Origin of the sequence: Clostridium sp. UBA7503 (assembly GCF_002477055.1) — a bacterium.
Classification (GTDB): Bacteria; Bacillota; Clostridia; order Clostridiales; family Clostridiaceae; genus Clostridium_J; species Clostridium_J sulfidigenes.
In genome coordinates this window covers 21840-46209 of the sequence record NZ_DLNT01000045.1, presented here as the reverse complement: position 1 = coordinate 46209, position 24370 = coordinate 21840, and the positions used below count along the sequence as shown (strand labels likewise).

Sequence of the window (24370 nt, the reverse complement as noted above, 5' to 3'; positions counted from 1 at the left end):
AAATTAATATTTAAAGTAAATAAAGTTATATATTTGACTTTAGATGTTGGGGGAGTAGATGCTATGGTAGATAAACTTTCTGTTTTATTTATGTATTGGATAATCTACAGTTTGTTAGGATGGATAGTAGAAACAATATATTGCTCTGTTCTTGATGGCTATTTTGTAGAAAGAGGTTTTTTAAATGGGCCTTTGTGTCCTATATATGGTTTTGGAGCACTTTTTGTTTTATTATTGCTAAATCAATATAGTAATAATGTAGTTATAGTATTTATTTTTGGTATACTCTATACAACTATTATAGAGTATATAACTAGTTTTATTATGGAAAAATTATTTAAAATGAGATGGTGGGATTATTCTGATTATAAATTTAATATTAGAGGAAGAGTTTGTTTGAGAAACTCTTTTTTGTTTGGATTTCTATGTGTTGTACTAATTGAGATAATACATCCTTTCACAGAGAATATTATGACTAGAATTCCAATAACAATAGTCCACTTATTATCTATTTGTATTTTAATAATTATTCTAGTAGATTTATTCATATCTATAAATTCCATAATAAATCTTAATCGTAAGTTAGAAGAAATTCATCATATTAAAGAAGAAATATGGAATAAATTATATGAAGAAGGTATAGTAAGAAAATTAGAAAACTTGCGTATAATAACAGATAGCAAATTAAATAACCTAAAGCAATTTAAGGGAAATATATCTGAATTTAAAGAAAATATATCTATAGATAAAGTAGAAATATCCCTTCGTAAAAAGTATAAGTCTCTCTTAATGGAAACTAAGTATGTGGAGCGGAGATTAATATGCGCCTTTCCTAAATTAAAATCTCAAAGACATAATGAAGCTTTACATGAATTAAGAAAGGCTATGAAGGACATTGAAAATGAAGATTATTTGGAAAAAATATTAAAATTCATAAAAAAGTTATTTAAAAGAAGTAATAATTTTTAAAATTATAAAACATTAATTTATATAAAAACAGTGTATATAGTATTAGAAGTATTGTCTTTAAATTAACTTGTAAAGGAGAATGATAATGTTTGATTCAAAGGAAAATGGAGATGGAAAAAATACTAGAATATTTATGTGGTCGAAAAATTCTACAAGAAATGATGTTATCAATATTGCTTGGCCTGTTTTGTTAGAACTTCTTATGGGTTCCCTTTTTGGAATGGTAGATATGATGATGCTTGGAAGAATGGGCGATAATTCATTGGCTGCAGCTTCTGTATCTGCTGTAGGTATGACAAATCAGCCATTATTTATAGGATTGTCTCTTGTACAAGCTTTAAATGTTGGGGGAACAGCAATAATTGCTAGATACCTTGGATCAAAAAGAACTGATAAAATAGAAAATACTTTAAAGCATGTAATATTATTGAGTTTGATAATGTTAGCTATACCTATATCAGTATTGGGAATAATTTTTACAGGACCAATTATGAAATTTATGGGGGCAGCCAATGATACATTACAAGTAGGTGGAAGTTATTTTAAAATTATTATGATTGGATTTATATTTCAATCTTTTAATATGTCAATATCTGCAGCACTTAGAGGTATTGGGGAAACCAAAACACCTATGAAGATAAATTTAAGAGCTAATTTTTTTAATGTTATTGGGAATGCAGTTCTTATATATGGTCTTTTTGGACTTCCTAAACTTGGTGTTACGGGAGCTGGAATATCTACTGCTATATCTAATGTAATAGCAAGTATATTTTTATTTAGGTATATTATAAAAGGTAAAAGTATAATTAAATTAGATATTAAAAAATCATTTAAAGTTGATAAAAATGTTATTTATAATTTAGTAAAGATAGGTGTACCTGCATCGCTTGAACAGTTAGTTTTAAGAGTTGGAGTACTTATGTTTGTAAGAATAGTTGCAGGACTTGGAACTGTAGTGTATGCATCACATCAAATCTCATTAAATATATTAAGTCTTTCTTTTCAACCAGGACAAGCTTTTGGAATTACAGCTTCATCCCTGGTAGGTAGAAGCATAGGAGCTAGAGAGCTTTCAAAGGCGGAGAGTTATGCCAAGGAAACCAGAAAGATTGGTTCCTTGATATCCACTTTTATGGCTATAATTTTCTTCTTTTTTGGTCCGCAGATTGTAGGTTTATATTCAAAGGATCCAAGGATTATACAAAATGCATCTATAGCTTTAAAAATAATAGCATTAGTTCAACCATTTCAATCATCACAACTAATATTAGCAGGAGCTTTAAGAGGTGCAGGGGACACTTTCTGGCCACTAGTTGCTACCTTTGTTGGAGTATTATTAATAAGAGTTGTTTTAGCTCACTTACTTGTAAATATATTTGGGTATGGATTAGCAGGAGCATGGATGGCTGTATTCATGGATCAATTTGTAAGATGGTTTTTTGTTTACATGAGATTTAGAACAGGAAAATGGAAATATATAAAAATAAGGTAGATATACATATACACTATAAAGGTTATCTTAAATAGATACTTATAAAGCCTTAGTATGGATAATATTTTATTTAATTTACTTTAGGTTTTATATGATTAGAGTATAGTGTAGTAATGAATAAATTATAAGTTAAGAGGGAAAGCATGGATGAAATAAAAAAATTATTTGATTTGAATATTGGACTAGTATTAGCCGGTGGAGGTGCAAAAGGTGCCTATGAGGCAGGGGTATTTAAGGCACTTTGGGAGTTAGACATAATAAGAAGAGTTTCCGTTGTATCAGGAACGTCAATTGGTACAATAAATGGACTTTTATTATCTATGAATGACAATAGTATAATGGACAAAAGTTGGTCAAGTCTAACTTATTCTAGATTTATTAATCATGAAAGTCTGGCAAGAGATTTAAAGATTTCTCAGTTAATAAAAAAAGCTAAGAATATAGGTAAGGAACAAAAATTTAATGAACTGCTTAGTGTAAGTGATATAGGTTTGCTTTCTCAAAGTGGCATACGTAAGTTTATTGAGGAGTATGTTGATTTAAAAGTAATTAAAGAGTCAAGAAAAACTCTCTATGCGTGTGCATATAATATAGACCTGAAAACACCTGAGTATTTTAGATTAAATGATTATGACAATGAGAAACTTATAGACATTGTACTTGCGTCCTGTGCAGTACCATTTATTTTTAAGCCTATAAATATAAATGAGTATAGATATTCAGATGGGGGTATAAATAGTCCTAAATATGATTATCAAAATGCAGATAATGTACCAATAGCTCCTCTTAAAAACCATAATTGTGATATTATAATAGTTGTACATTTATCTTATAAGCATCAATTAGATAGAACGGGATTTGAAGACTGCAATATTATTGAAATATATCCTTCTATGCATTTAGAAGCAGTAAGTGGTATAGGTACAGTTAATATAAGACAAAGTACATTAAATCAACACATTGACCTGGGATATCGAGATGGGCTTTCAATTTTATCTCCTATGATAATAGACATGATGAAGGGAAAATCCCTAGGGAAGTTAATTGAAAAGCATGAGGAATATAACAAGGAATTACTAAGTAATAATCATTTCTTTTAAAAAAGTGATATCATAGATTTCCATAGATATTGAAAGATATGATACCACTTTAAGGTTATACTTTATTCCCAATAGGTAATAGCTAAGGTCAAGTCCTCTCCATCTTCATTTATGATATCATGAGTACATATATATCCAGTTTGTGATTTTTCAATTTTGGTATGAACTTTTATTCTATGACCGTAATAGGTTTCTTTTTTATATACTACTGTAATCTCACGCATTTCATAATTTAAAGCAATATCTAATGGTATAGATTCAATTATCCAACTTACATATTTTACATTGTTAACATGTTGATTAGTGTCTATATCACTATATCTTATATCAAAGACCTTTTCAGTGTCCCAACTATCTAAAGGTTTCAATGAGGAATGAATAAAGCGTTCATTTTCATCCCTGGATATATTGTATGCAGCATACATATCATCGCTTACTTTTACAGGTCGTCTTTTAGTTGAATCAACTAAGAGCCATATTGACTGTCCATCCACTATTAAGTTACCTAAACTATCTTCAATATAGTTTGTTCTATATGCGTAATATTTATAGAAAGAATTTGCTCTCGTAGATACTCTTAAATTCTCATCATACAAAGGGTATCTACTTATTTTTATATTCCACTGTGTTAGTATCCATCCTTTATTATTTGCTATTAGGTATTCTACACCAACACCACGGCTATCAGATTGTACAGAACATATGTCCATAAGATAATTCATAATAGTGGAAATTAAAGCTCTTTTCTTGGCATCCACTTCATAATAGTGTACATTATAACTTTTACTAGTTATTAAACTCATGCTATTCCTCCTATGGTAATAATAAATGTTACTAAGGCATAAGAATATTTTACCACAAATTTAGAGCGAAATTTATATTTATAATTGAACTAATTTGTAAATATTTTTTTCTTTATAAGATTATTAAACTCTACTATTAATAGAGAGATAAAATCTACTTTTGTAAATTAGCTATTGAATATAAACTATTGGTAAAATTAACTGTTTATATATTAGATTTAATAGTATAATTAGGGTATCTTATTGTAAATTAGGAAGGAATGGATATAGGCTGTGATCGATATAAAGCTTGAAACATTTATTACTGTGGCTGATACAAAGAACTTTACACGGGCTGCTAGCATATTAAATATGACTCAACCTGCAATTTCTCATCATATAAAACTTTTAGAGGAATATTACAATGTGAAGTTATTAGAGAAAAAGAATAAGAATATGGAGCTTACGGAGGCAGGAAGGATACTTTATAAGTATGCTTTAGAAATTGATAAAATAAGTAAATTGGCAAAAAACCATCTTTCAAATGAATCATCTATTATAAAGAGATATAATGTAGGTGCTACTCTTACTATAGGGGGATATGTACTTCCACCTATCATAGGAAATTATAAGGTGAGCAACAAAAACATAGATGTAATACTTCATGTGGAAAATACAGGGAATATAATCCAAAAACTCTTTAGTGGCGAGATTATATTGGGTGTTATAGAGGGCCCTTTTGATAAAAGTAAGGTTATTTATGAAAAATTTAAAGATGATGAACTAGTATTTGTTATTTCAAAAAGTCATGAAATGGCTAAGAAAAAGAAAATAACAATGGATGAAATTCTTTCAGAAAAACTTATACTAAGAGAAAAGGGATCTGGGACAAGACAGATATTTGAAGATTATATGGTGCAGCAAGGATTTGAACCTAAGAATATTAATCCTTATATGGAAATTGGAGATATAACAGCAATTATGTCTTTAGTAGAATCTGGACTTGGAGCAACGGTGGTATCAAAGGAAGCATTAAATTCACCATTGATGTGTAAAAAATTTAAAGCATTATCAATCAAAAATATGAAAATGAAAAGAGAATTTAACTTTATATATTTAAAAAACTCAAATATGGATTTTATAAAGAACTTTATTGATTTTTGTAAAAAGCAATGTGATGAGACTGAATTAGAATAAAATATCTTCTAATTTAGTCTCTATTTTATATTTAAGTTATCCTAAGTATAAAGAATCTTTATTTTACTATAACTAATCTTAAGTTCACTTTGTAAAATTGCAGAGATATAATAAATATGAAAATATTACAAGGATATTACAAGTGCAGAAAGATTAACAATTAGAATGTCAATATAATGAAATAAAGAAGGGTAGTGAAGAAAATGGCAATAATAGCATCAGCAGAAGAAAAATCAAAATTAAAGGGGCAAGGATTTCTTCCACAAAGAGATGGAATACACTTTGCATGTAGGGTAATAACTGAGGATGGATGCTTAAATTCAAAGGAAACAAGAGTCCTTTCTGAAATAGCTGAGAAATATGGAAGAGGATATATGAGTTATACTACAAGACTTACAGTAGAAATTCCATGGATAAGATTTGAAGATATTGAAAAGGTAAAAGAAGAGCTTAGTGACGCTGGACTAGAAGGTGGGGGGACGGGTCCGAGAGTTAGACCTGTAGTAGCGTGTAAAGGAACGGTATGTATATTTGGGCTTTTAGATACACAAGAATTAGCAAGGAAAATACATGAAAGATTTTATAAAGGATATTACAATGTACTTTTGCCCCATAAGTTTAAAATAGGTATAGGTGGATGTCCAAATAACTGTATAAAGCCAGACTTAAATGATTTTGGCATAATGGGTCAAAGAGTACCGGACTGTAATGAGGATTTATGTTTAGGATGTAAGAAGTGTTCAGTAGAAGAAGCTTGTAAAAAAGGAGCAGCAAAAGTTATTGATGGAAGGCTTCAAATAGATAGGGAGAAGTGTACAAACTGTGGGCTTTGTATAGACAAATGTCATTTCGGTTCAATGGTATGCAAAAAAGATGGTGTAAAACTATTTATAGGTGGGAAATGGGGTAAAACTCCAAGACGTGGTGAACTATTGAAAGGGATTTATTTATATGATGAGGCTATGGATATAATAGAAAAAGCAATTTTATACTATAGAGATAACGGAAAAACTGGAGAAAGATTTGGTGATATGGTGGAGAGGATTGGATTTGAAGAAATATCTAAAGGAATATTAGGTAATGAAATTTTAAAAGAGAAAGAAGAAATATTAAAGGCAGAGGTCCATACTAAGAGAAATTATTCCTGTTAATTAAAATATAGAAATAAAAAAGTAAGCTAGGTTTAAGTTGAAATACTTGTACCTAGCTTGTTTTTTCTATTGTAAATTATTTAATAAAAATTTAAGTTTTTCTCTTAAATCTGATACTTCATTTAAAGAAAGACCAGTACTACAGAACATCTTTTCAGGTATTTTTGAAGCTTCATCCTTCATTGAAATACCTTTATCTGTTAGTTTCACATATACATTTCTTTCATCTTGAGAAGCTCGTATTCTTTGTATTATATCCATGGATTCAAGTCTTTTTAATACAGGTGTAAGGGTTCCAGAATCCAAATAAAGTTTCTTGCCTAACTCTTTTACAGTTATATTATCTTCTTTCCAAAGGACTAAAAGGGTAATATATTGAGTGTAAGTAATTCCAAGTTCATCTAATAGTGGCTTATAGCTTTTTATTACAGCTTTTGAAGAAGCATATAAAGCAAAGCATAGTTGATTATCAATATCTAAATGTTCATAACTCATATTAGAAACCTCAGTCCTATAAAAATTTTTCTATCTCTGGAATCATATCCATAGGATCTACAGGAGATTCAAATCTACCTACTATATTTCCATCTCTATCTATTAAGAATTTAGTAAAGTTCCACTTAATACTATTGCCAATAATATACTCAGGGTATTTTTCTTTCAAGATGTTATCTAGTAGTCTTCCGCTAGGGGTACTTAAATCAAAACCATTGAAAGGCATAGAATTACTTAAAAGTTTAAATAAGGGATGAGCCGTTTGTCCCTTAACATCTACCTTTTCAAATAATGGGAAGGTAACACCATAATTTAACTGACAAAATGCTTTTACATCATTGCTATTACCAGGTTCTTGTTCAGCAAATTGATTACATGGAAAGCCTAAAATTTCTAGATCCATATCCTTATATTTTTTATAGATATTTTCTAAATCAGAATATTGAGGTGTAAATCCGCATTTACTAGCTGTATTTACAACCACTAGAACCTTACCTTTGTATTTTTCTAAAGTAGTTTCTTCTCCGTCTATAGTTTTAACTTTAAAATCATAAATATTCATATATATTTCTCCTTTCACAATGAGGATATAGTGTGATGAAAATGGCTAACAATTAAATTGCGCACAATGCATATTTTTAATTTAATACTATATTAGAATCTTAAGTATGTCAATATGAAAATAAAATTAATTTAATAATTATTGCATAAAATTTATACTAAAAAACTATTATTATAGTAGTAATTTAAAAGAGGAATAATTATGTGTAATTTTCTAACAAATAAAGAAGAATTGGCTATATCCTATGCAAAAAGAGCTATTGAAGAAGTACAACAAGGTAAAAAGGAGAGAATCAATGCTATATGGCTAGAGATATCAGGGTGTTTTGGAGAAGTAATTTCTCTGTTAAATGGAGATGAACCAGATGTTTTATATATGCTAAAGGAATTTGTTAATATGATTTTCTTTGGCAGTATAAATGGAGATGAGGGACAGGAAAGCTATGAGAGAATATTTGAAATTTTGGATACTGAATATATATTTTTAGTTTGTGGGGCAGTACCATTAAGAGATAATGGTCTATTTACTACTGTTGCTACCTATAATGGAAGAAAAATAACAGCAATGGAGGCGGTAGAAACCATAGCTAAAAATGCTAAATATATTATTTCTGTGGGAACATGTGCTTGTTATGGAGGACCTACTGCAGCAAGACCTAATATATCTAATGGAGTTAGCATATCAGAGTTTTTAAAAAGAGACGACATTATTAGAATACCAGGTTGTCCTGCAAATCCTGTTTGGACTATGGGAATTTTGGGTTACATTACATACTATGGTATGCCAGAAGTTGATAGTGATGGAAGACCTAAGGCTTATTATGGAGAGACAATTCATGACAATTGTCCAAGAAGAAGGTTTTTTGATAATGGAATATTTGCTAAGAAATTTGGAGATCCAGAATGTTTGTTTTCTATAGGGTGCAGAGGTCCAATAACCCATGCATATTGTCCTGTAAGTCGATGGAATGGCACTGATAATTGGCCTATCGGGGATAATACTAATTGTATAGGCTGTGCAGGACCAAGATTTCCAGATGGAACAGAGCCTTTTGTAAAATATGGAGGAGTTTAATTATGACTAAGATAGTAATTGATCCATTGACTAGGGTAAGTGGACTTTTAAATATAGAAGTGAATGTAGTTAATAATAAGATTATAGATGCAAAAAGTAGTGGAAGTCAGTTTAGAGGATTTGAGGAGATGTTTAAAGATAGATATCCCTTAGATATTATAAGACTTGCTCCAAGGGTATGTGGAATTTGTTCTACTCATCATGCTGTAGCCGCTACTTTATGTCTAGAAGATGCAATGAAAGTTACACCTGATTTTAATGGAAAAGTAGTCAGAGATATTGCTAACGGATTTGAATTTTTGCAGAATTATTTAAGGCATATATATTTCTTCGTATTTCCAGATTATGTAGATATAGCTCATATAAATCCGTTGTATAAAACAGAAAGTGCTAAAGCTGCTGATTATAGGTTATCTAGAGAGGATACAAAAAGAATAAATGAAGATTACTTAGGGGCAGTAAGGTATAGTAGAGAAGCACATAGAGCTGTAGCTGAATTAGCTGGAAAAGTTCCTCATTGTCATGGCATTTTTGTAGGTGGCACAACTACCAATATTGATATACCACAAATAGAAAACATTAAATATAGTATAAAAGTAATAAAAAGTTTTATTGTAGATAAGCTTATACCGGATGTATATACTATAGCAGCCACTTATGAAGATTATTTTAAAATTGGTGGTGGATATAAGAATTTTATGAGTTATGGATTATATGAAAATTATTTACATCCAATTAAAATGGTACCAACTGGAGTAATTATAAATGGAAATAGAGAAGAATTTCAGTCTAGAAATATAGCAGAAGATATTTCTAGAACTTGGGTAGAATCAGATTTGCAAACTATAATACCAGGAGAAGACAATAAAATCACCTATAATCCTTATAAACCAGAAGCATATAGTTGGGTTAATGCGCCTAGATATAAGGGGAATCCTATGGAGGTTGGAGCACTAGCTAGAATGACTTTAAGTGGTGACTATAGTGGAGGAGTATCTACTATGGATAGAATAATTGCTAAATCTATAGAGGCAAAGAGACTTTGTGAAGCTATAGAGGGATTAATAGATTTATTAAAACTAAAAAAGGCTTATCAAGAGCAGTGGGAAATACCTGAGGAATCAAGAGGCGTTGGATTAATAGAAGCAGAGAGAGGATCCCTAGGACATTGGTTATCTATTAAAAATAAGTTAGTACATCACTATACTTTAATACCACCTTCATCTTGGAATTTATCACCTACTGACAATAGAGGAATAAAAGGGCCAGTGGAAGAAGCGTTGATAGGAACGGAAATAAAGGATATGGTCCATCCAGTAGAAATAGGACGTATAGTAAGAAGCTTTGATCCATGTTTAAACTGTGCCGCACATGTAACCAGTGATAAATATGAGCCTATAACAATAAATATACTATGATAAAGATTTTTGCCATTGGAAATATTATTTTGGGTGATGATGGTATAGGAGTAAAGGTAATGGAGTTAATAGGGGATCAACTGGAAATCTATAACAAAGAGGTTAAGGTATTAATAGTTGGAATTGATTATATATATTGTTTAAATGAAATTAATAAGGAAGATACTGTTATTCTGGTAGACAGTACCTACTTTGGAATTGAGCCTGGTAGAGTTTCAGTATTAAATTTAAAGGAATGTGATAAATTTATTAGCCATTGCAGAGATATGCATAGTGAAAATCTTTTGAGGGTTTTAAGAGAGGAATATAGAGAAATTTCTGGATATTTAGTTGGTATTGAAGTAGAAAAGGTGAATTATTCCTTAGAGTTATCTAAAACTTTAATGGATAGTTTACCTAAAATTACTAAAAAAGTATTTAGGGAAATTACAAGGATAATTGGTGATATAAATGCATGAAATTTCAATAATTAGTTACGTTATAGATATGGTAGAGGAACAGTGTATTAAAAATAATATAACTAAGGTAGCAAAAGTAATTTTACAAATAGGAGAATTTTCTTGTATAGATAATTCCTCCATTGATCTTATTTATAAAGAAATGAGCTCAGGCAGTTGTTGTGAGGGTGCAAAACTTATTATAGAAGAATTATTAAGTAAGGCATATTGTAATAATTGTCATAAGGAATTTCCTTTAAAGATTACAAATAGAAAGTGTCCTATTTGTAATCAGATAAGTAATGAAATAACTTCAGGTTATGAAATTTTACTCTACAGAATAGAAGGGGAATAAAGTGATTAGAAAAGGAATTACAGTTAAAGGTACAGTTCAAGGCGTAGGATTTAGACCTTTTGTATATAGAATAGCTTTAGAAAATCAACTATCAGGTTGGGTGAATAATACAAGTAAGGGAGTGGTTATGGAAATTCAAGGAGATGAAGTAGGTATAGAGAATTTTTTAACTGACCTTAGGGAAAGGGCACCTGAGTTAAGTAGTATTGAAGAAGTAGTAGTTGAAAGTAAAAAAAGCCTAAAGGATTATAAGGGGTTTCTTATAGTAGAAAGTACCGAGGAGAATGGGAGGACTTTAATTTCTCCAGATATAGCTACATGTAAGGAGTGTGAAAAAGAGCTAAGGGATAGTATTAATCCAAGAAGATATTTATATCCTTTTATAAATTGTACAAATTGTGGTCCACGATTTTCGATAATAAAAGATACTCCCTATGATAGAAAATATACTTCTATGGATAATTTTATTATGTGTAACAAATGTAAGGAAGAATATGAAAATCTTGATGATAGAAGATTTCATGCAGAGCCTACCTGTTGTTCCTCTTGTGGTCCAAGAGTAATCATCTTAGATAATAAGGGGAACCATATAAAATCTAAGGATGAATTTGAAAGTGTGAGAAAGTATTTAAGGGAAGGAAAAATAATTGGAATTAAGGGCATAGGTGGTTTTAATCTTGTTTGTGATGGAAATGATGAATTAGCTATAGAAAGACTAAGGCTTAGAAAACATAGACCAGATAAGGCATTAGCCCTTATGATGAAAGATATAAATGTAGTAGAAAAATATTGCTATGTAAATAGTGAAGAAAAAGAAATTTTAACAGGAAATAAGAAACCTATTTTACTTTTAAAGAAAAAGAACAATAAATTACCAACTAATATTTCTTTTAATAATAAAAGGCTAGGAGTAGTATTGCCATATTCTCCTCTTCATTATTTAATATTTGATAACAATATAGATACTTTAGTTTTTACTAGCGGAAATTTAAGTACTATGCCAATAATACATGAGGATATAGAAGCTATAGACAACCTTATGGAAATAGTAGATTATTTTTTTATTCATGATAGAGAAATTAATATTCCTGTTGATGATTCCGTAGTTCAAGTAATTGGTGGCTACGGTAGGGTTATAAGGGCTGGTAGAGGTTATGCCCCTTACTATAATAAGTATCTATTCGTAGAAAATATCCTAGCCTTAGGATCTCAATTTAAAAATTCATTTTCCCTTGGAAGTGGAGATTGCGTTTTTACAAGTCCTTATATTGGAGACATGGAGGGAGAAGAGAATTATTTAAGATTTAATAAAGTATTAAAGCACATGAAGAATATTTTTAGAGTTGAACCAAGTACAATTATTCATGATATGCATCCTAATTATTGGAGTAAGAATTATTTAGATAAAAACAAGATGAAAACTCTAGGTGTTTATCATCATCATAGTCATATAGTGAGCTGTATGGTAGAAAATAAAGAAAAGGATAAAGTTATAGGGATAGCCTTTGATGGAGTGGGATATGGAGAAGATGGAAACCTTTGGGGGGGAGAGTTTTTAATATGTGACAAAAAGAACTTTATTAGGGGAGCACACTTAAAATATATTCCTTTGCCTGGAGGGGATGGGGCAGTAAAATTTCCATGGAGAATTGGACTATCTCTTTTATTTGGAGTTTTAAAGGAAGAGGAGATTGAAGAAGCTGCTTGTAAATATTTTTACGGTATGGAATCAAGGATAATTATTAATATGCTAAGAAAGAATTTTAACTGTCCACTAACTTCTAGTATGGGAAGACTATTTGATGGAATTGCCAGCCTTTTAGATTTTAATAAAGATGTGTCCTATGAAGGAGAGGCAGCTATGTATGTTGAAAGCTTAGCAGAAGATTTTATTGATACTAATAATTACGATTATATAAAAAGGTGTGAGAATAGATATCAGTGGGGAATTAGTGATAGCCTTCCTTATATTATAAATATAAATAATATGATTAGAGACATTATAAAGGATTTAGATGATAACCTTGATAAAGGGTGTATAGCTTTAAAGTTTCATAATACTATAATAGATTTTTCAAATGAAATTTGTATTAAGTTGAGAGAAGAATATAGCATAAATAAGGTAGCTTTAAGTGGAGGTGTATTTCAAAACTCTATTTTATTAGAAGGAATAGAAATGGCGTTGAAGGAAAGTGGATTTCAAGTTATAACCCATAGATTAATACCTTGCAATGATGGGGGATTATCTATAGGTCAGGTTGTTGTTGGAAATGAGTTATGTAAGGAGTATTAATATGTGTGTAGCTATTCCGGGAAAGGTATTAGAAATATATCAAGGCAATTCATTGGTTGAATTTGGAAATTTAAGAAAAAGAATCAATACTAGTCTAATAGAAAATCTAGTTGTTGGAGAATATGTTTTGGTTCATGTTGGTTGTGCCATTGAAAAAATAGAAGAAAAGGAAGCTATGGAGACTTTAAATATATTTAAGGAGTTAATGGGAGACTTTTAGAATGTTTTATAGAGATGAAGGAAATTCAAGGGAAATTAATTTGGTAACTAAATTGTTAAAAAATATAAAGGAAAGATGTAATGAAAATATAAATATAATGGAGGTTTGTGGTACTCATACACGAAGTATTTATAATTCTGGTATTGATAAGCTTTTACCTCCTAATATTAAGTTGTTATCAGGACCTGGATGTCCAGTTTGTGTAACAGATGAAAGCTATATAGATCATGCCATAGAGTTAAGTGAGAAAAAAGATGTAATAATAACTACCTTTGGTGACATGATTAAAATTCCAGGGAGTTGTAGCTCATTAAGAGAACAGATGGCTAAGGGAAGAAAGGTAGAAGTTGTATATTCTCCATTAGACGCTTTGAAGATAGCAATAAATAATAGAGATAAGATTATAGTTTTTTTAGCTATAGGCTTTGAAACTACAGCACCTATAATAGCACTTACAATAAAAGAAGCACTAGAGAAAAATGTAAATAACTTTTTTATTTTAAATTCTTTAAAGACTATGCCTAAGGTTATGGCTACTCTAATTTTAGATGAAGAAGTTAAAATTCATGGATTTATATGTCCAGGTCATGTAGCAACAATAATTGGTTGCAGACCTTTTGAAAGATTATCTAATGAGTATAAAACTCCTATGGCTATATGTGGCTTCAAGGCTATAGATATATTAGCTGGGATACTTTATATCATAGATAAAAAGGATAGAGGTAATTACGGATGTGAAAACTTATATAAAGGTTTTGTTTATCCAGAAGGAAATAGAAAAGCACAAGAGATATTAAATCAGGTCTTTGAAACTTCATCTAGTTTTTGGAAAGGTTTTGGAGAGATCGAGGGTACAGGATATAAACTAAGAGAGAAATATAGCTCCTTTGATGCTAGAAATAAATTTTCTTTAAAAAATAAAATCGTAAATAGAAATAAACAGTGTATTTGCGGAGATATATTAAGGGGAATAAAAAGTCCTATGGATTGCAAGGCTTTTGGATCGGTGTGTACACCGAGGACTCCAATTGGTCCATGCATGGTATCAAAAGAAGGAAGTTGTGGCATTGTATACAATACAAAAGAATTTTAGATTATAAGTTTAATATAGAATATGGTAAAAGTTTAATTTAAATTATATTGAAATTTTATGCTAGGAGGAACTATGGAAGTTATAACATTAGCCCATGGGAGTGGAGGAGAAGAAACATATAAATTAATTAACGAGGTATTTTTAAGGTATTTTAATAATAATATATTAATGGAACAAGGGGATTCAGCTATATTAGATATGATTAATGGAAAAATAGCGGTAACTACAGATAGTTTTGTGGTAGATCCCATATTTTTCAATGGTGGAGATATAGGAAAACTGAGTATTTGTGGTACTGTAAATGATCTGTGCGTAAGTGGTGCAACTCCCCTATATATATCTGCTGGTTTTATTCTTGAAGAAGGGTTAGAAATTCAAGATTTAGAGAAAATAGTAAAATCTATGGCAGATACTGCTAATAAAGTAGGAGTTAAAATAGTAACAGGAGATACTAAGGTCGTACAAAGTGGAAAAGGCCATAGAATTTATATTAATACAACAGGAATAGGATATATAGAAAGAAATAATTATCAGGTAAACATAAAAGAGATTAGAGCAGGAGATGCAATAATTATAAGCGGTACTATTGGAGATCATGGAGTATCTATTATAAATGAAAGAGAAAATTTAGATATAGAATTAGGTATAAAAAGCGATTGTGCTGCCCTTAATGAACTAACAAAAACTATAATGGATTCTAGCAATGAAGTTAGAATAATGCGAGATCCAACTAGAGGGGGGTTAGCTAACACCTTAAAGGAATTGGTGAACACCAGTGGAAAGTCTATGGAAATATGGCAAAAGGATATACCTATAAAAGATGAAGTAAGAAGTTTTTGTGATCTTTTAGGATTTGACCCTCTTTATATGGCTAATGAAGGAAAGCTAATTTGTATAGTAAGTAATAAGGATGCTCATAAGGTTTTAAATGCAATTAAGTCAAATCCATTAGGAGAAGAAGCTGCTATTATTGGTCATGTGTTAGAGGATGGCAAAAGTAAATTATATTTAAAAACTTATATTGAAGGTATCAGGGTATTGGGACTGCTACAAGGAGAATTAGTACCAAGAATATGTTGATTAATTTAAGAAGTGAGAGAAATTTTACTTCTTTTTTATTATTTTAAATACCTATTTTCAATAAATATATAATCAAATTATTTATAAAGAAATATAAGATATACTCGAGTATATAATAGTAAGTTTTATAATATATTTTGTAATTAAATTTAAAGAAAGGTTTAAAGAAATATTTTTATAGATTAAATATTATAGATTTTTAAGTAATTTAATCATTATTAATAATAAGTATATAAATTACAAAAATATATAAATTAAAAAAATTATACACTCAGGAGGAAAAAATATGAAACATAAGAAATTTAAAAAGCTTAAGAAATTTAAATTACAGAGCATTAGAGTCAAACTTATAGTTATACTTTTACTAATTTGTTTAGTACCAGTTGCTGGAATGGGAATAACTATATATTCGCAATCAAAATCAATTTTAAGAGATAAGCTTGAAACTACAAGCAGACAAACAATTTTAGAGGTAGATAGGGGAATAGATAATTATTTTATTGGAATGTCTAAATCTGTAGAGCTACTGTCTAATAATATAAATATTAAGGAATCAGATGATAAAGAAGACTATTTTAATTTTGCTAAATTGTTAATATCAGATGTAAAAAATACAGATGAAGATATTTTAACTGCTTTTATAGGAACGGAAAAGGGAAAGTTTTATATTTATCCAGAAGCAAACACTGATGCTAATTATGACTATAAATCTAGACCATGGTATAAGCTAGCTATGGAAAATAAAGGTGAAACAGTGATAACTACGCCATATAAAAGTGCAACCACTGGTGAGAATGTAGTAACTGTAGCTAAAACTATAGAAAAAAATAATAATGTAGTTGGGGTTGTAGGAGTTAATGTAAGTTTAAAAAGCCTTTCTGATGGATTATCTGAGATTAAGGTAGGAAATGAAGGGTACATGTATGTATCTGATGCAAGTGGTAATTTAGTAGCACATCCCAATAAAGAAATTATAGGTACTGATGAAGCTGCTAAGCTTTCTGTTTGGAGCGACATAAGCTCAAATAAAGAGGGATTTACTGAGTATGATTTTAATGGGGAAAAGAAATTTGCTGTTTATACTACAAGTCAACTAACAGGATGGAAAATAGTAGCATCTTTGGATGATAAAGAACTTTTAAATGATACACAAAATATTCTAAATATAATTATACTAACCTTAGGAGTAATATCTATAATAGCTATAGCAGTATCTTTAATATTTAGTAATTCTATTTCAAAGAATATTAATAGATTATTGACGGCTTTTAATAAAGTTAAAGATGGAGATTTAAGGGTTAATGTTAATATAAAATCAAGAGATGAATTTAAAGACTTAGGTGAAAATTTCAATGGAATGATAGAAAACATATCATCTTTAATTAAAAGCGTTAACAAGTCTTCTAATATAGTTTTAGACACTTCATCAAATTTATCTGCTATAGCAGAGGAAACTAGTGCTTCTATCAGTGAAGTAGCAAGAGCTATAGAAGATGTGTCTGGTGGAGCCGTTGAACAAGCTAATAGTGCTCAAGATGGAGCCACAGCTATGATTGAATTATCAGAGAACTTGAAATTATTAAATGAAGCTACAGAAGCCATAGGTGCGGTATATGAAAATGCTAATCACCTAAGCAACAGAGGATTGACAATGGTAGATACATTGATAGAAAAGTCTAATGATACAAGGATTTCCACGAATAAGGTTTCAGAGTTAGTTATAGATATGGATGAAAGTACAGGAAAAATAAATTCCGTATCAGATACTATTTCTCAGATTACAGAACAAACTAACTTGCTTTCTCTTAATGCATCTATTGAAGCAGCTAGAGCTGGCGAAGCTGGTCGAGGATTTGCAGTAGTAGCAGAAGAGATTAGAAAGCTAGCAGAGCAATCAAAAGATTCCACCATGGAAATTAAGAAGATAGTAGATGATATAAAAACTAAAACTAACATTGCTGTTGTGGCTATTAGGGATACTGAAAAAATTGTAGAAGAACAAGATGGTGTAGTAGATGAAGCAAAGGCTGTATTTAATGATATAATGGCAGGAGTGCAAGATTTAATAAGTAAAGTTACTGAAATTAGTGAATATATAGTAGTTATTAATAAAAAGAAGGATAATGTAGTAACTCAGATAGAAAATATATCATCTATATCACAAGAGACTGCGGCGTCTTCAGAAGAGGTTACTGCTTCAACAGAAGAGGTAACAGGAATTTCAGAGGAACTTACGGGTCATGCTAATGAGTTACAACACATGTCTGAAAAACTAAAAGAAATAATAAATACTTTCAAATTTTAATAAAGATTAAAAGAGAAGGAATATGGAATAACCTATATTTCTTCTCTTTTTATACAAAAGTTATTTAATAAAAGAATAATTTTTTTCGATAATATGTAATAGAAATTTAGTGTTATATAAATGCATAATTAAATTTAAGCCATCTAGGTCAATATCAAATAAAATATTTTAATTTGTTTATACTATATGTTAGAAATCAAAATATATTTAGTTTGGTGCAATATTGTGTATGTTAAAAGGAGAGATATTTATGGATATAAGAGAAATTCCAAAAAGCCAGTTACTTAAAAATGTTTCAATAGATCAAATTAATAAATGTTCAAAAGAAGCTATGTTATTAAATAATACTCAAGTTAGAGTAAGACAACAGGATAATGAGTATTTTGTCATAGAAGGTCTTGAAAAAATATTAAGCACTGATAAAAATGAAGATGGTGATGACTTAATAAAATGTTACATAGTATAATTCTAGAGTGATATTTAATAGATTATTTAAGATATAACATAAACTTTATAAAAATATTTAAATTAAAAACTCCATTAAAAATACATAAGTTACTGATATAATCTAATAAATAATTATTATGGAGGGATAGTATGTTTACTAGAATAAAAAAATCACTTAATAGCTTTTTAGATAAGATTGCAAAACAAAATGAGGAACTATATGGGAAAAGAAAAATGGATTGCTGTAATTTAAATAATCAAAATCAGAAGAAGTCTATAAGAAATAAGTAATAGATAAATGTTTTACATAATATATATTTATAGTATATATATTGAAATTATAGATAAGGTTTTATATATAAAAAATATAATAATTATATTTTAAATTATTATTGACAAATTCAACAACTCCTAATAAAATTTACTCAGTGAATTTCATCTAAAGGAAAGGTGTATATAAAAGAATGGAGAATAAAATCAAATTATATGGCTTTAATAATCTTACTAAGACACTAAGTTTTAACATCTATGACATTTGCTATGCAAAGGGTGAAAGAGAGCAAAAAGAGTATGTAGATTATATAGATGAGCAATACAATTCAGAAAGATTAACTAAAATATTATGTGATGTTACTGATATTATTGGTGCTCATGTGTTAAACATATCCAAGCAGGACTATGATCCTCAAGGTGCAAGTGTAACCATATTAATTTCTGAGGAACCTTTGGGAGATGGGGTAATAGATGAATCATGTAATAGTGGTAAATATATTTTAAAAACTAAGGAGACTGTTGTTGCGCATTTGGATAAGAGTCATGTAACGGTACATACTTATCCTGAATATCATCCAGATAATTCTATAGCAACATTTCGTGTAGATATAGACGTATCTACTTGTGGACAAATTTCTCCGCTAAATGCATTAGATTATCTAATTAGCAGTTTTGACTCTGATATAATTACTATTGATTACCGTGTTCGAGGATTCACTCGTGACATTAATGGGAAAAAGTGTTTTATAGATACACCAATTAAATCAATCCAAGATTATATTGATGATAAGACTTTGCAAAAGTATGATGCTATGGATATAAACATGTATCAAACAAATATTTTTCACACTAAAATGCTTATAAAGGAAATTGATTTACAAAACTACCTATTTAAAAAAGATACTCATGAATTCTTACCAAGAGAAAGACTTAATATAAGTAATGCACTTAGAAAAGAAATGATAGAAATATTTAGTGGTAAGAATATTTATAATGAATAATATTATATTAACTAGGAGGATGAAAAATGGAATTATGGTATACTGAGAATCACTCAGAGACTGTTAGGTTTTCAATAAAGGTTGACAAGCAAATATATGCTGGAAAAAGTGATTTTCAAAGAATAGATGTATTTGAGACAAAGGAATTTGGAAGATTTTTTACTTTAGATGGAATAGTTATGATAACAGAAAAGGATGAATTCATTTATCATGACATGATAGTTCATGTTCCTATGGCTACCAATCCTAAGATTGAAAAAGTTTTAGTCATTGGAGCTGGAGATGGTGGAACAATTAGAGAGCTAACTAGATACAATACAATAAAAGAAATAGACATGGTAGAAATAGATAAAAAAGTAGTTGATGTATGTTTAGAGTATTTTCCTATAACATCAAGTAAACTAAAGGATGAAAGAGTAAACTTATACTTTGAAGATGGTATTAAATTTGTGAAAAGTAAGAAAAATTACTATGATTTAATAATAGTAGACTCTACTGATCCAATAGGACCTGGTGAGGGCTTATTTACAAAAGAATTCTATAAGGATTGTTATGATGCTCTAAATGGAGAAGGAATTTTAGTTAATCAACATGAAAGTCCGTATTATGAAATGTATGCTAGTTCTATGAAAAGAGCTCATAAGCGTATAAAAGAATCCTTCCCAATAGGTAAAGTATATCAAGTGCATATTCCAACTTACTCTTCAGGACATTGGCTATTTGGATTTGCATCTAAAAAGTATGATCCAGTAAAAGATTTAAATGCTGGCGCATGGAACTCTTTAGGGTTAAAGACTAAATATTATAATACAGATTTACATTTAGGATCTTTTGCTCTCCCTAACTATGTCTTAGACATGTTAGATCATGCTTATGATGAAGAATAATATTCACTCTACATAATAAATAAAATTTAAGGTATATTTTCTATGTAGATAAAATTAAAAATTATAAATAAAAACCTTTAACATATTAAAATTAATTTAACATGTTCTAAAGGTTTTTTATTTTTAAATATTTTAAATATATGGTAAAATGTATATTGAGTTTAGGAGGAATTAATATGAAGTGTAAAATATGTGGAATGAACATTAATGAGAAGAATTATGATTTTAATTCATTTGCGTTTATAAATAAAAATTCTATAAGTAATATAGTATATTGTCCATTCTGTGGAGTGAGCAGTATTTATTTAAGTAGTTATGATGAAGTTATTAAAGTAGATAGTAAGAATTTAGATATAAATACATTAAGAATTTTAGACCATGCAGTTAAGCTTGAAATATTTAATGGAGAGTTTTATAAAGAAGCAGCTAAAAAAGTAAAGAGCGAAGAACTTTCTAAGGCTTTTCAGGCTTTATCGCAAATAGAAATTTTTCATTCAAAGGTTCATATGGGATTAGGAACTTTTACTAAAATACCTATTTTGACTAAAATAAACTATGACAAGTATGATAGTGACGAAGCACTTTTGAAATTGGCAAAGGAAAGAGAAGAGCATGCTGTTTACTATTATGAAAGATATAAGAATGAAGTATGTGATGAAAATGTAAAAAGAGTCTTTGAAGCTTTAATTGAAGTTGAAAAGGAACATATAGAGCTTACTTATGAGTATAATTTAATATAAAAAGCTTTAGGAGCTTTAAACACGACAAAATTAATTACTATATGCACAAATTAAGAAATCTGTTCATATACATTAGACTTAAAAAATGTTAGAATAATATTTTAGGTACATTTTAGACACATATAGAATGAAAAGCAAAATGAATTATAAAGGAGGAGAATATATGAAAGATTATGTTATTATTACAGATTCAACGGTAGATTTACCTCTTGATATTATAGAGAAAATAAATATAGGAATTATACCTATGGCCTTTGATATGGAAAATAGAACTTATACACACTATCCTGATGAGAGAGAAATGACAAGCCATGAATTCTATGAACGACTAAAAAATGGTGATACGTCTGTTACAACGCAGATAAATTATTTTACTTATAGAGAGTGCTTTGAAAAGATGCTGAAGGAAGGAAAAGATATTTTATATATAGCCTTTTCTTCAGGACTTAGTGGAACATATAATAACTCTCAACTAGTTATACAAGAACTTAAAGAGGAATACCCTGAAAGAAAAATTATATCAGTTGACTCTCTTTCAGCTTCAGTTGGGGAAGGGCTTCTAGTATATAATGCTGCAATGAAAAAAGAAGAAGGATTAGCTATTGAGGAATTAGTGAAGTGGATAGAAGAACATAGAAATAGTACTTGTCACTGGTTTACAGTTGAAGATTTGCATCATTTAAAACGAGGTGGAAGGATTTCTTCAGTAGAAGCAATTATTGGGACAACCTTAAAGATAAAACCTGTATTAAGTGTTGACTATGAAGGAAAGTTAGTGAATGTGTCTAAAGTAAGAGGAGACAAAAAATCCTTGGAGAAATTACTAGATAAAATGTTAGAAGATGGTATGAATTTGAAAGAACAGACTATTATCATAGGTCATGCAGATAGCTTAGAAAGAGCAGAATATCTTGCTAATACTATTAGAGAAAAGGAACTTGTAAAAGATATTATTATTAGTACTATAGGTCCTATAATTGGAACTCACACTGGACAAGGAATGATAGGACTAACATTTATGGGAAATAAAAACTTGAAATAAGAACTTATTAAAAACTATTATGGAATATTTATTTATAATATAACAAAAGAAGCCTAGGTTAGTAGTAATTTAACCTAGGTTTCTTTTATATATCTAGATATTCTACGTGTTATTTTAAATTTATTCCCCTTGAGCTGGATCTAATGCTACTCTCAAGATGTCACCAAGAACATTAAAGCTTAATACAATTAATAGTATCATAAGACCTGGGAAAATTGCTAAGTAAGTCCTATCACCAATTCTAGATTGAGCAGTTTGAAGCATGCTTCCGAGAGAAGCCATTGGTTGTTGTACTCCTAGACCTAAAAAACTTAAAGAAGATTCCATAAGTATAGCATCAGCTATATTTATGCTAGCTGCAACAATTACTGTAGAAATAGCATTAGGTATTATATGTGTTTTTACTATTTTTATATTATTGCTACCTAACGCTTTAGAACATAGAATATAATCCCTTTCTTTTATAGATAATGTTTCTGAGCGGACTATTCTAGCGATACTCATCCATCCAAATATACCTATAATGATTATTATATTGGCTATACTTGGTCTTAAATAGGAATTTACTATTAGTAGTAAAAAGAATAGAGGTATACTCATTAACATGTCTATTATTCTCATTATGATAGCATCAACTTTGCCTCCTAATAGTCCGCTTATAGCACCAACTAGGGTGCCGATGAATGTAGATACCATCATGGAGAGTACACCTACTATTAATGAGATTCGTGCACCATATAAAGCTCTAGTAAAATAATCTCTTCCGAGTTCATCTGTTCCAAATATATTTTTAAAATTTGGAGAAATGAATTGATTGGTCATATCAATAGTATCGGGATCATAAGGAGTCAAAAATGCAAAAATCGATAAAATAATTATTAAAATTAGGCATACTAAAGCAAATATTCCTAATTTATTTTTTTTAAGCTCTCTTATAAAGTTTTCTTTAAATCTAACACTAAACATTTTTATCACCCCTACGTATTCTAGGATCTACTAGTACATAACTAATATCAGCAAGTAGATTTCCTATAACAACCATTATTGAGGTAACCAAAGTCATAGCCATTATAACTGGATAATCTAAGGCTCTTATTGAGTTAATGCCAAGTCTTCCCATACCAGGCCATCCAAAGATAGTTTCAGTTATAAATGCACCAGAAACTAAAGATGGTAAGCTCATTCCAAGAATTGTTATCATTGGGAGAAGAGCATTTTTCATAATATGCTTAAATAGAATTCTATTCTTACTTGCACCTTTGGAAATTGCGGTAACAATATAATCTTGCTTTAGTTCTGTTATAGTACAAGAACGTACATATCTTGTAAGAACAGCTATATTAGAAAAACTGAGTACTATAGTAGGTAATATACCATGTTTTATAACATCTAATGTTGAAGTTACACCTATAGTTCTCATACCAACACTAGGAAGCCACTTTAATTTTAAAGAAAATATTGAAAGCAATATCATTGCAAACCAAAAGCTAGGTATAGAGATTGCAATATAGTTTAATATATTTGTAAATCTGTCTAAGAGTTTATTTCTATGCATACCCGTATATAATCCTAGGGGAATTGATATTAAAATAGCTAGAAGTAGAGAAGAACCCATAAGTCCAAGGGTAGCAAAAAATCTTGAAGAAATTTCACTAGCTACAGCTTGTCTAGAAACCAAGGAGTAACCCAAATTGCCACTTAATACATTTTTAAGCCATAAGAAATATCTAGTTAGCATAGGTTTATCCAGTCCAAGACTTACTCTTATTAAATCTGCTTGCTCCTTTGACATTTTAGGGGTTATATATCCTTGAGCTGGATCTCCTGGAGCCAGATTCATAAGTAAAAAAGATACAAAGGATATAAATAAAAGCATAGGAATAGCTTGTAAAATTCTCTTTGTAATTTTATTTTTCATAATACTATCCTTTCTATGTAGAAAACTTATGTAAAAATG

General features: G+C 29.5%; 25 protein-coding genes. 20 read left to right on the top strand and 5 right to left on the bottom strand.

Features of this window, described 5'->3' with window-relative positions; translation table 11 throughout:
• Positions 1–63 precede the first annotated feature (63 nt).
• From B3630_RS12220 to B3630_RS12210, 3 genes are all read left to right on the top strand, one after another.
• Positions 64–969, top strand: coding sequence for a putative ABC transporter permease (locus B3630_RS12220; protein ID WP_346898539.1), 906 nt, complete (start codon positions 64–66; stop codon positions 967–969).
• Positions 970–1054: 85 nt separating this feature from the next.
• Positions 1055–2461 carry an MATE family efflux transporter gene (locus B3630_RS12215; protein WP_346898537.1) on the top strand — a complete coding sequence of 469 codons (1407 nt, stop codon included), beginning with the start codon at positions 1055–1057 and terminating at the stop codon, positions 2459–2461.
• Between the two features lie 143 nt (positions 2462–2604).
• Entirely contained in the window at positions 2605–3561 is a 957-nt protein-coding gene (locus B3630_RS12210) for a patatin-like phospholipase family protein (RefSeq protein WP_346898535.1), read from the top strand.
• Between the two features lie 62 nt (positions 3562–3623).
• Here the strand turns inward: B3630_RS12210 and B3630_RS12205 are convergent, their stop codons facing one another.
• Positions 3624–4364, bottom strand: a complete 741-nt coding sequence (locus B3630_RS12205; protein WP_346898533.1) for an acyl-[acyl-carrier-protein] thioesterase — start codon at positions 4362–4364, stop codon at positions 3624–3626.
• 273 nt (positions 4365–4637) lie between these two features.
• Here B3630_RS12205 and B3630_RS12200 point away from each other — a divergent pair, with 273 nt between their 5' ends.
• Both B3630_RS12200 and B3630_RS12195 read left to right on the top strand, forming a co-directional pair.
• On the top strand, positions 4638–5540 hold the full coding sequence (locus tag B3630_RS12200; protein WP_346898531.1) for a LysR family transcriptional regulator: 903 nt from the start codon (positions 4638–4640) through the stop codon (positions 5538–5540).
• A gap of 203 nt (positions 5541–5743) precedes the next feature.
• Positions 5744–6691, top strand: coding sequence for a 4Fe-4S binding protein (locus tag B3630_RS12195; protein WP_346898529.1), 948 nt, complete (start codon positions 5744–5746; stop codon positions 6689–6691).
• A gap of 66 nt (positions 6692–6757) precedes the next feature.
• On the opposite strand, the gene B3630_RS12190 is transcribed toward B3630_RS12195, so the two are convergent.
• Positions 6758–7186 (bottom strand): MarR family transcriptional regulator, encoded by a 429-nt coding sequence (locus B3630_RS12190; protein WP_346898527.1) that lies wholly within the window; start codon positions 7184–7186, stop codon positions 6758–6760.
• Between the two features lie 16 nt (positions 7187–7202).
• The gene (locus B3630_RS12185; protein WP_346898525.1) at positions 7203–7748 is read right to left on the bottom strand and encodes a glutathione peroxidase; all 546 of its coding nucleotides are present in this window, start codon (positions 7746–7748) and stop codon (positions 7203–7205) included.
• 201 nt (positions 7749–7949) lie between these two features.
• Here B3630_RS12185 and B3630_RS12180 point away from each other — a divergent pair, with 201 nt between their 5' ends.
• The 15 genes from B3630_RS12180 (at position 7950) to B3630_RS12110 (ending at position 22413) form a co-directional block, all read left to right on the top strand.
• The gene (locus tag B3630_RS12180) at positions 7950–8822 is read left to right on the top strand and encodes a hydrogenase small subunit (protein WP_346898523.1); all 873 of its coding nucleotides are present in this window, start codon (positions 7950–7952) and stop codon (positions 8820–8822) included.
• 2 nt (positions 8823–8824) lie between these two features.
• Positions 8825–10240, top strand: a complete 1416-nt coding sequence (locus B3630_RS12175; protein WP_346898521.1) for a nickel-dependent hydrogenase large subunit — start codon at positions 8825–8827, stop codon at positions 10238–10240.
• Positions 10237–10698, top strand: coding sequence for a hydrogenase maturation protease (locus B3630_RS12170; RefSeq protein ID WP_346898519.1), 462 nt, complete (start codon positions 10237–10239; stop codon positions 10696–10698). The genes B3630_RS12175 and B3630_RS12170 overlap by 4 nt, the downstream gene beginning before the upstream one ends.
• A complete protein-coding gene (locus B3630_RS12165) occupies positions 10691–11032 on the top strand; it encodes a hydrogenase maturation nickel metallochaperone HypA (RefSeq protein WP_346898517.1) in 342 nt (113 codons plus the stop codon). Before B3630_RS12170 ends, B3630_RS12165 begins: the two co-directional genes overlap by 8 nt.
• Position 11033: 1 nt before the next feature.
• Positions 11034–13325: a carbamoyltransferase HypF gene (gene hypF / locus B3630_RS12160; protein WP_346898515.1), complete on the top strand. Its 2292-nt coding sequence runs from the start codon at positions 11034–11036 to the stop codon at positions 13323–13325.
• Between the two features lies 1 nt (position 13326).
• Complete coding sequence (locus B3630_RS12155) at positions 13327–13545, top strand: HypC/HybG/HupF family hydrogenase formation chaperone (RefSeq protein ID WP_346898513.1); 219 nt, start codon at positions 13327–13329, stop codon at positions 13543–13545.
• A gap of 1 nt (position 13546) precedes the next feature.
• Complete coding sequence (gene hypD, locus B3630_RS12150; protein WP_346898511.1) at positions 13547–14638, top strand: hydrogenase formation protein HypD; 1092 nt, start codon at positions 13547–13549, stop codon at positions 14636–14638.
• A gap of 72 nt (positions 14639–14710) precedes the next feature.
• Positions 14711–15718 carry a hydrogenase expression/formation protein HypE gene (hypE, locus tag B3630_RS12145; protein ID WP_346898509.1) on the top strand — a complete coding sequence of 336 codons (1008 nt, stop codon included), beginning with the start codon at positions 14711–14713 and terminating at the stop codon, positions 15716–15718.
• A 286-nt stretch (positions 15719–16004) separates the two neighbouring features.
• The gene (locus B3630_RS12140; protein ID WP_346898507.1) at positions 16005–18023 is read left to right on the top strand and encodes a methyl-accepting chemotaxis protein; all 2019 of its coding nucleotides are present in this window, start codon (positions 16005–16007) and stop codon (positions 18021–18023) included.
• Positions 18024–18273: 250 nt separating this feature from the next.
• Positions 18274–18489 (top strand): hypothetical protein, encoded by a 216-nt coding sequence (locus B3630_RS12135; protein ID WP_346898505.1) that lies wholly within the window; start codon positions 18274–18276, stop codon positions 18487–18489.
• 131 nt (positions 18490–18620) lie between these two features.
• A complete protein-coding gene (locus B3630_RS12130; protein ID WP_346871056.1) occupies positions 18621–18761 on the top strand; it encodes an LDCC motif putative metal-binding protein in 141 nt (46 codons plus the stop codon).
• A gap of 173 nt (positions 18762–18934) precedes the next feature.
• Positions 18935–19744, top strand: coding sequence for an adenosylmethionine decarboxylase (gene speD / locus B3630_RS12125; protein ID WP_346898503.1), 810 nt, complete (start codon positions 18935–18937; stop codon positions 19742–19744).
• A gap of 26 nt (positions 19745–19770) precedes the next feature.
• A complete protein-coding gene (gene speE, locus B3630_RS12120; protein ID WP_346898501.1) occupies positions 19771–20631 on the top strand; it encodes a polyamine aminopropyltransferase in 861 nt (286 codons plus the stop codon).
• Positions 20632–20807: 176 nt separating this feature from the next.
• Complete coding sequence (locus tag B3630_RS12115) at positions 20808–21371, top strand: ferritin family protein (RefSeq protein ID WP_346898499.1); 564 nt, start codon at positions 20808–20810, stop codon at positions 21369–21371.
• A 163-nt stretch (positions 21372–21534) separates the two neighbouring features.
• On the top strand, positions 21535–22413 hold the full coding sequence (locus B3630_RS12110) for a DegV family protein (RefSeq protein ID WP_346898497.1): 879 nt from the start codon (positions 21535–21537) through the stop codon (positions 22411–22413).
• A 120-nt stretch (positions 22414–22533) separates the two neighbouring features.
• On the opposite strand, the gene B3630_RS12105 is transcribed toward B3630_RS12110, so the two are convergent.
• Entirely contained in the window at positions 22534–23379 is an 846-nt protein-coding gene (locus tag B3630_RS12105) for an ABC transporter permease (RefSeq protein ID WP_346898495.1), read from the bottom strand.
• Entirely contained in the window at positions 23372–24331 is a 960-nt protein-coding gene (locus B3630_RS12100; protein WP_346898493.1) for an ABC transporter permease, read from the bottom strand. Before B3630_RS12100 ends, B3630_RS12105 begins: the two co-directional genes overlap by 8 nt.
• Positions 24332–24370 lie beyond the last annotated feature (39 nt).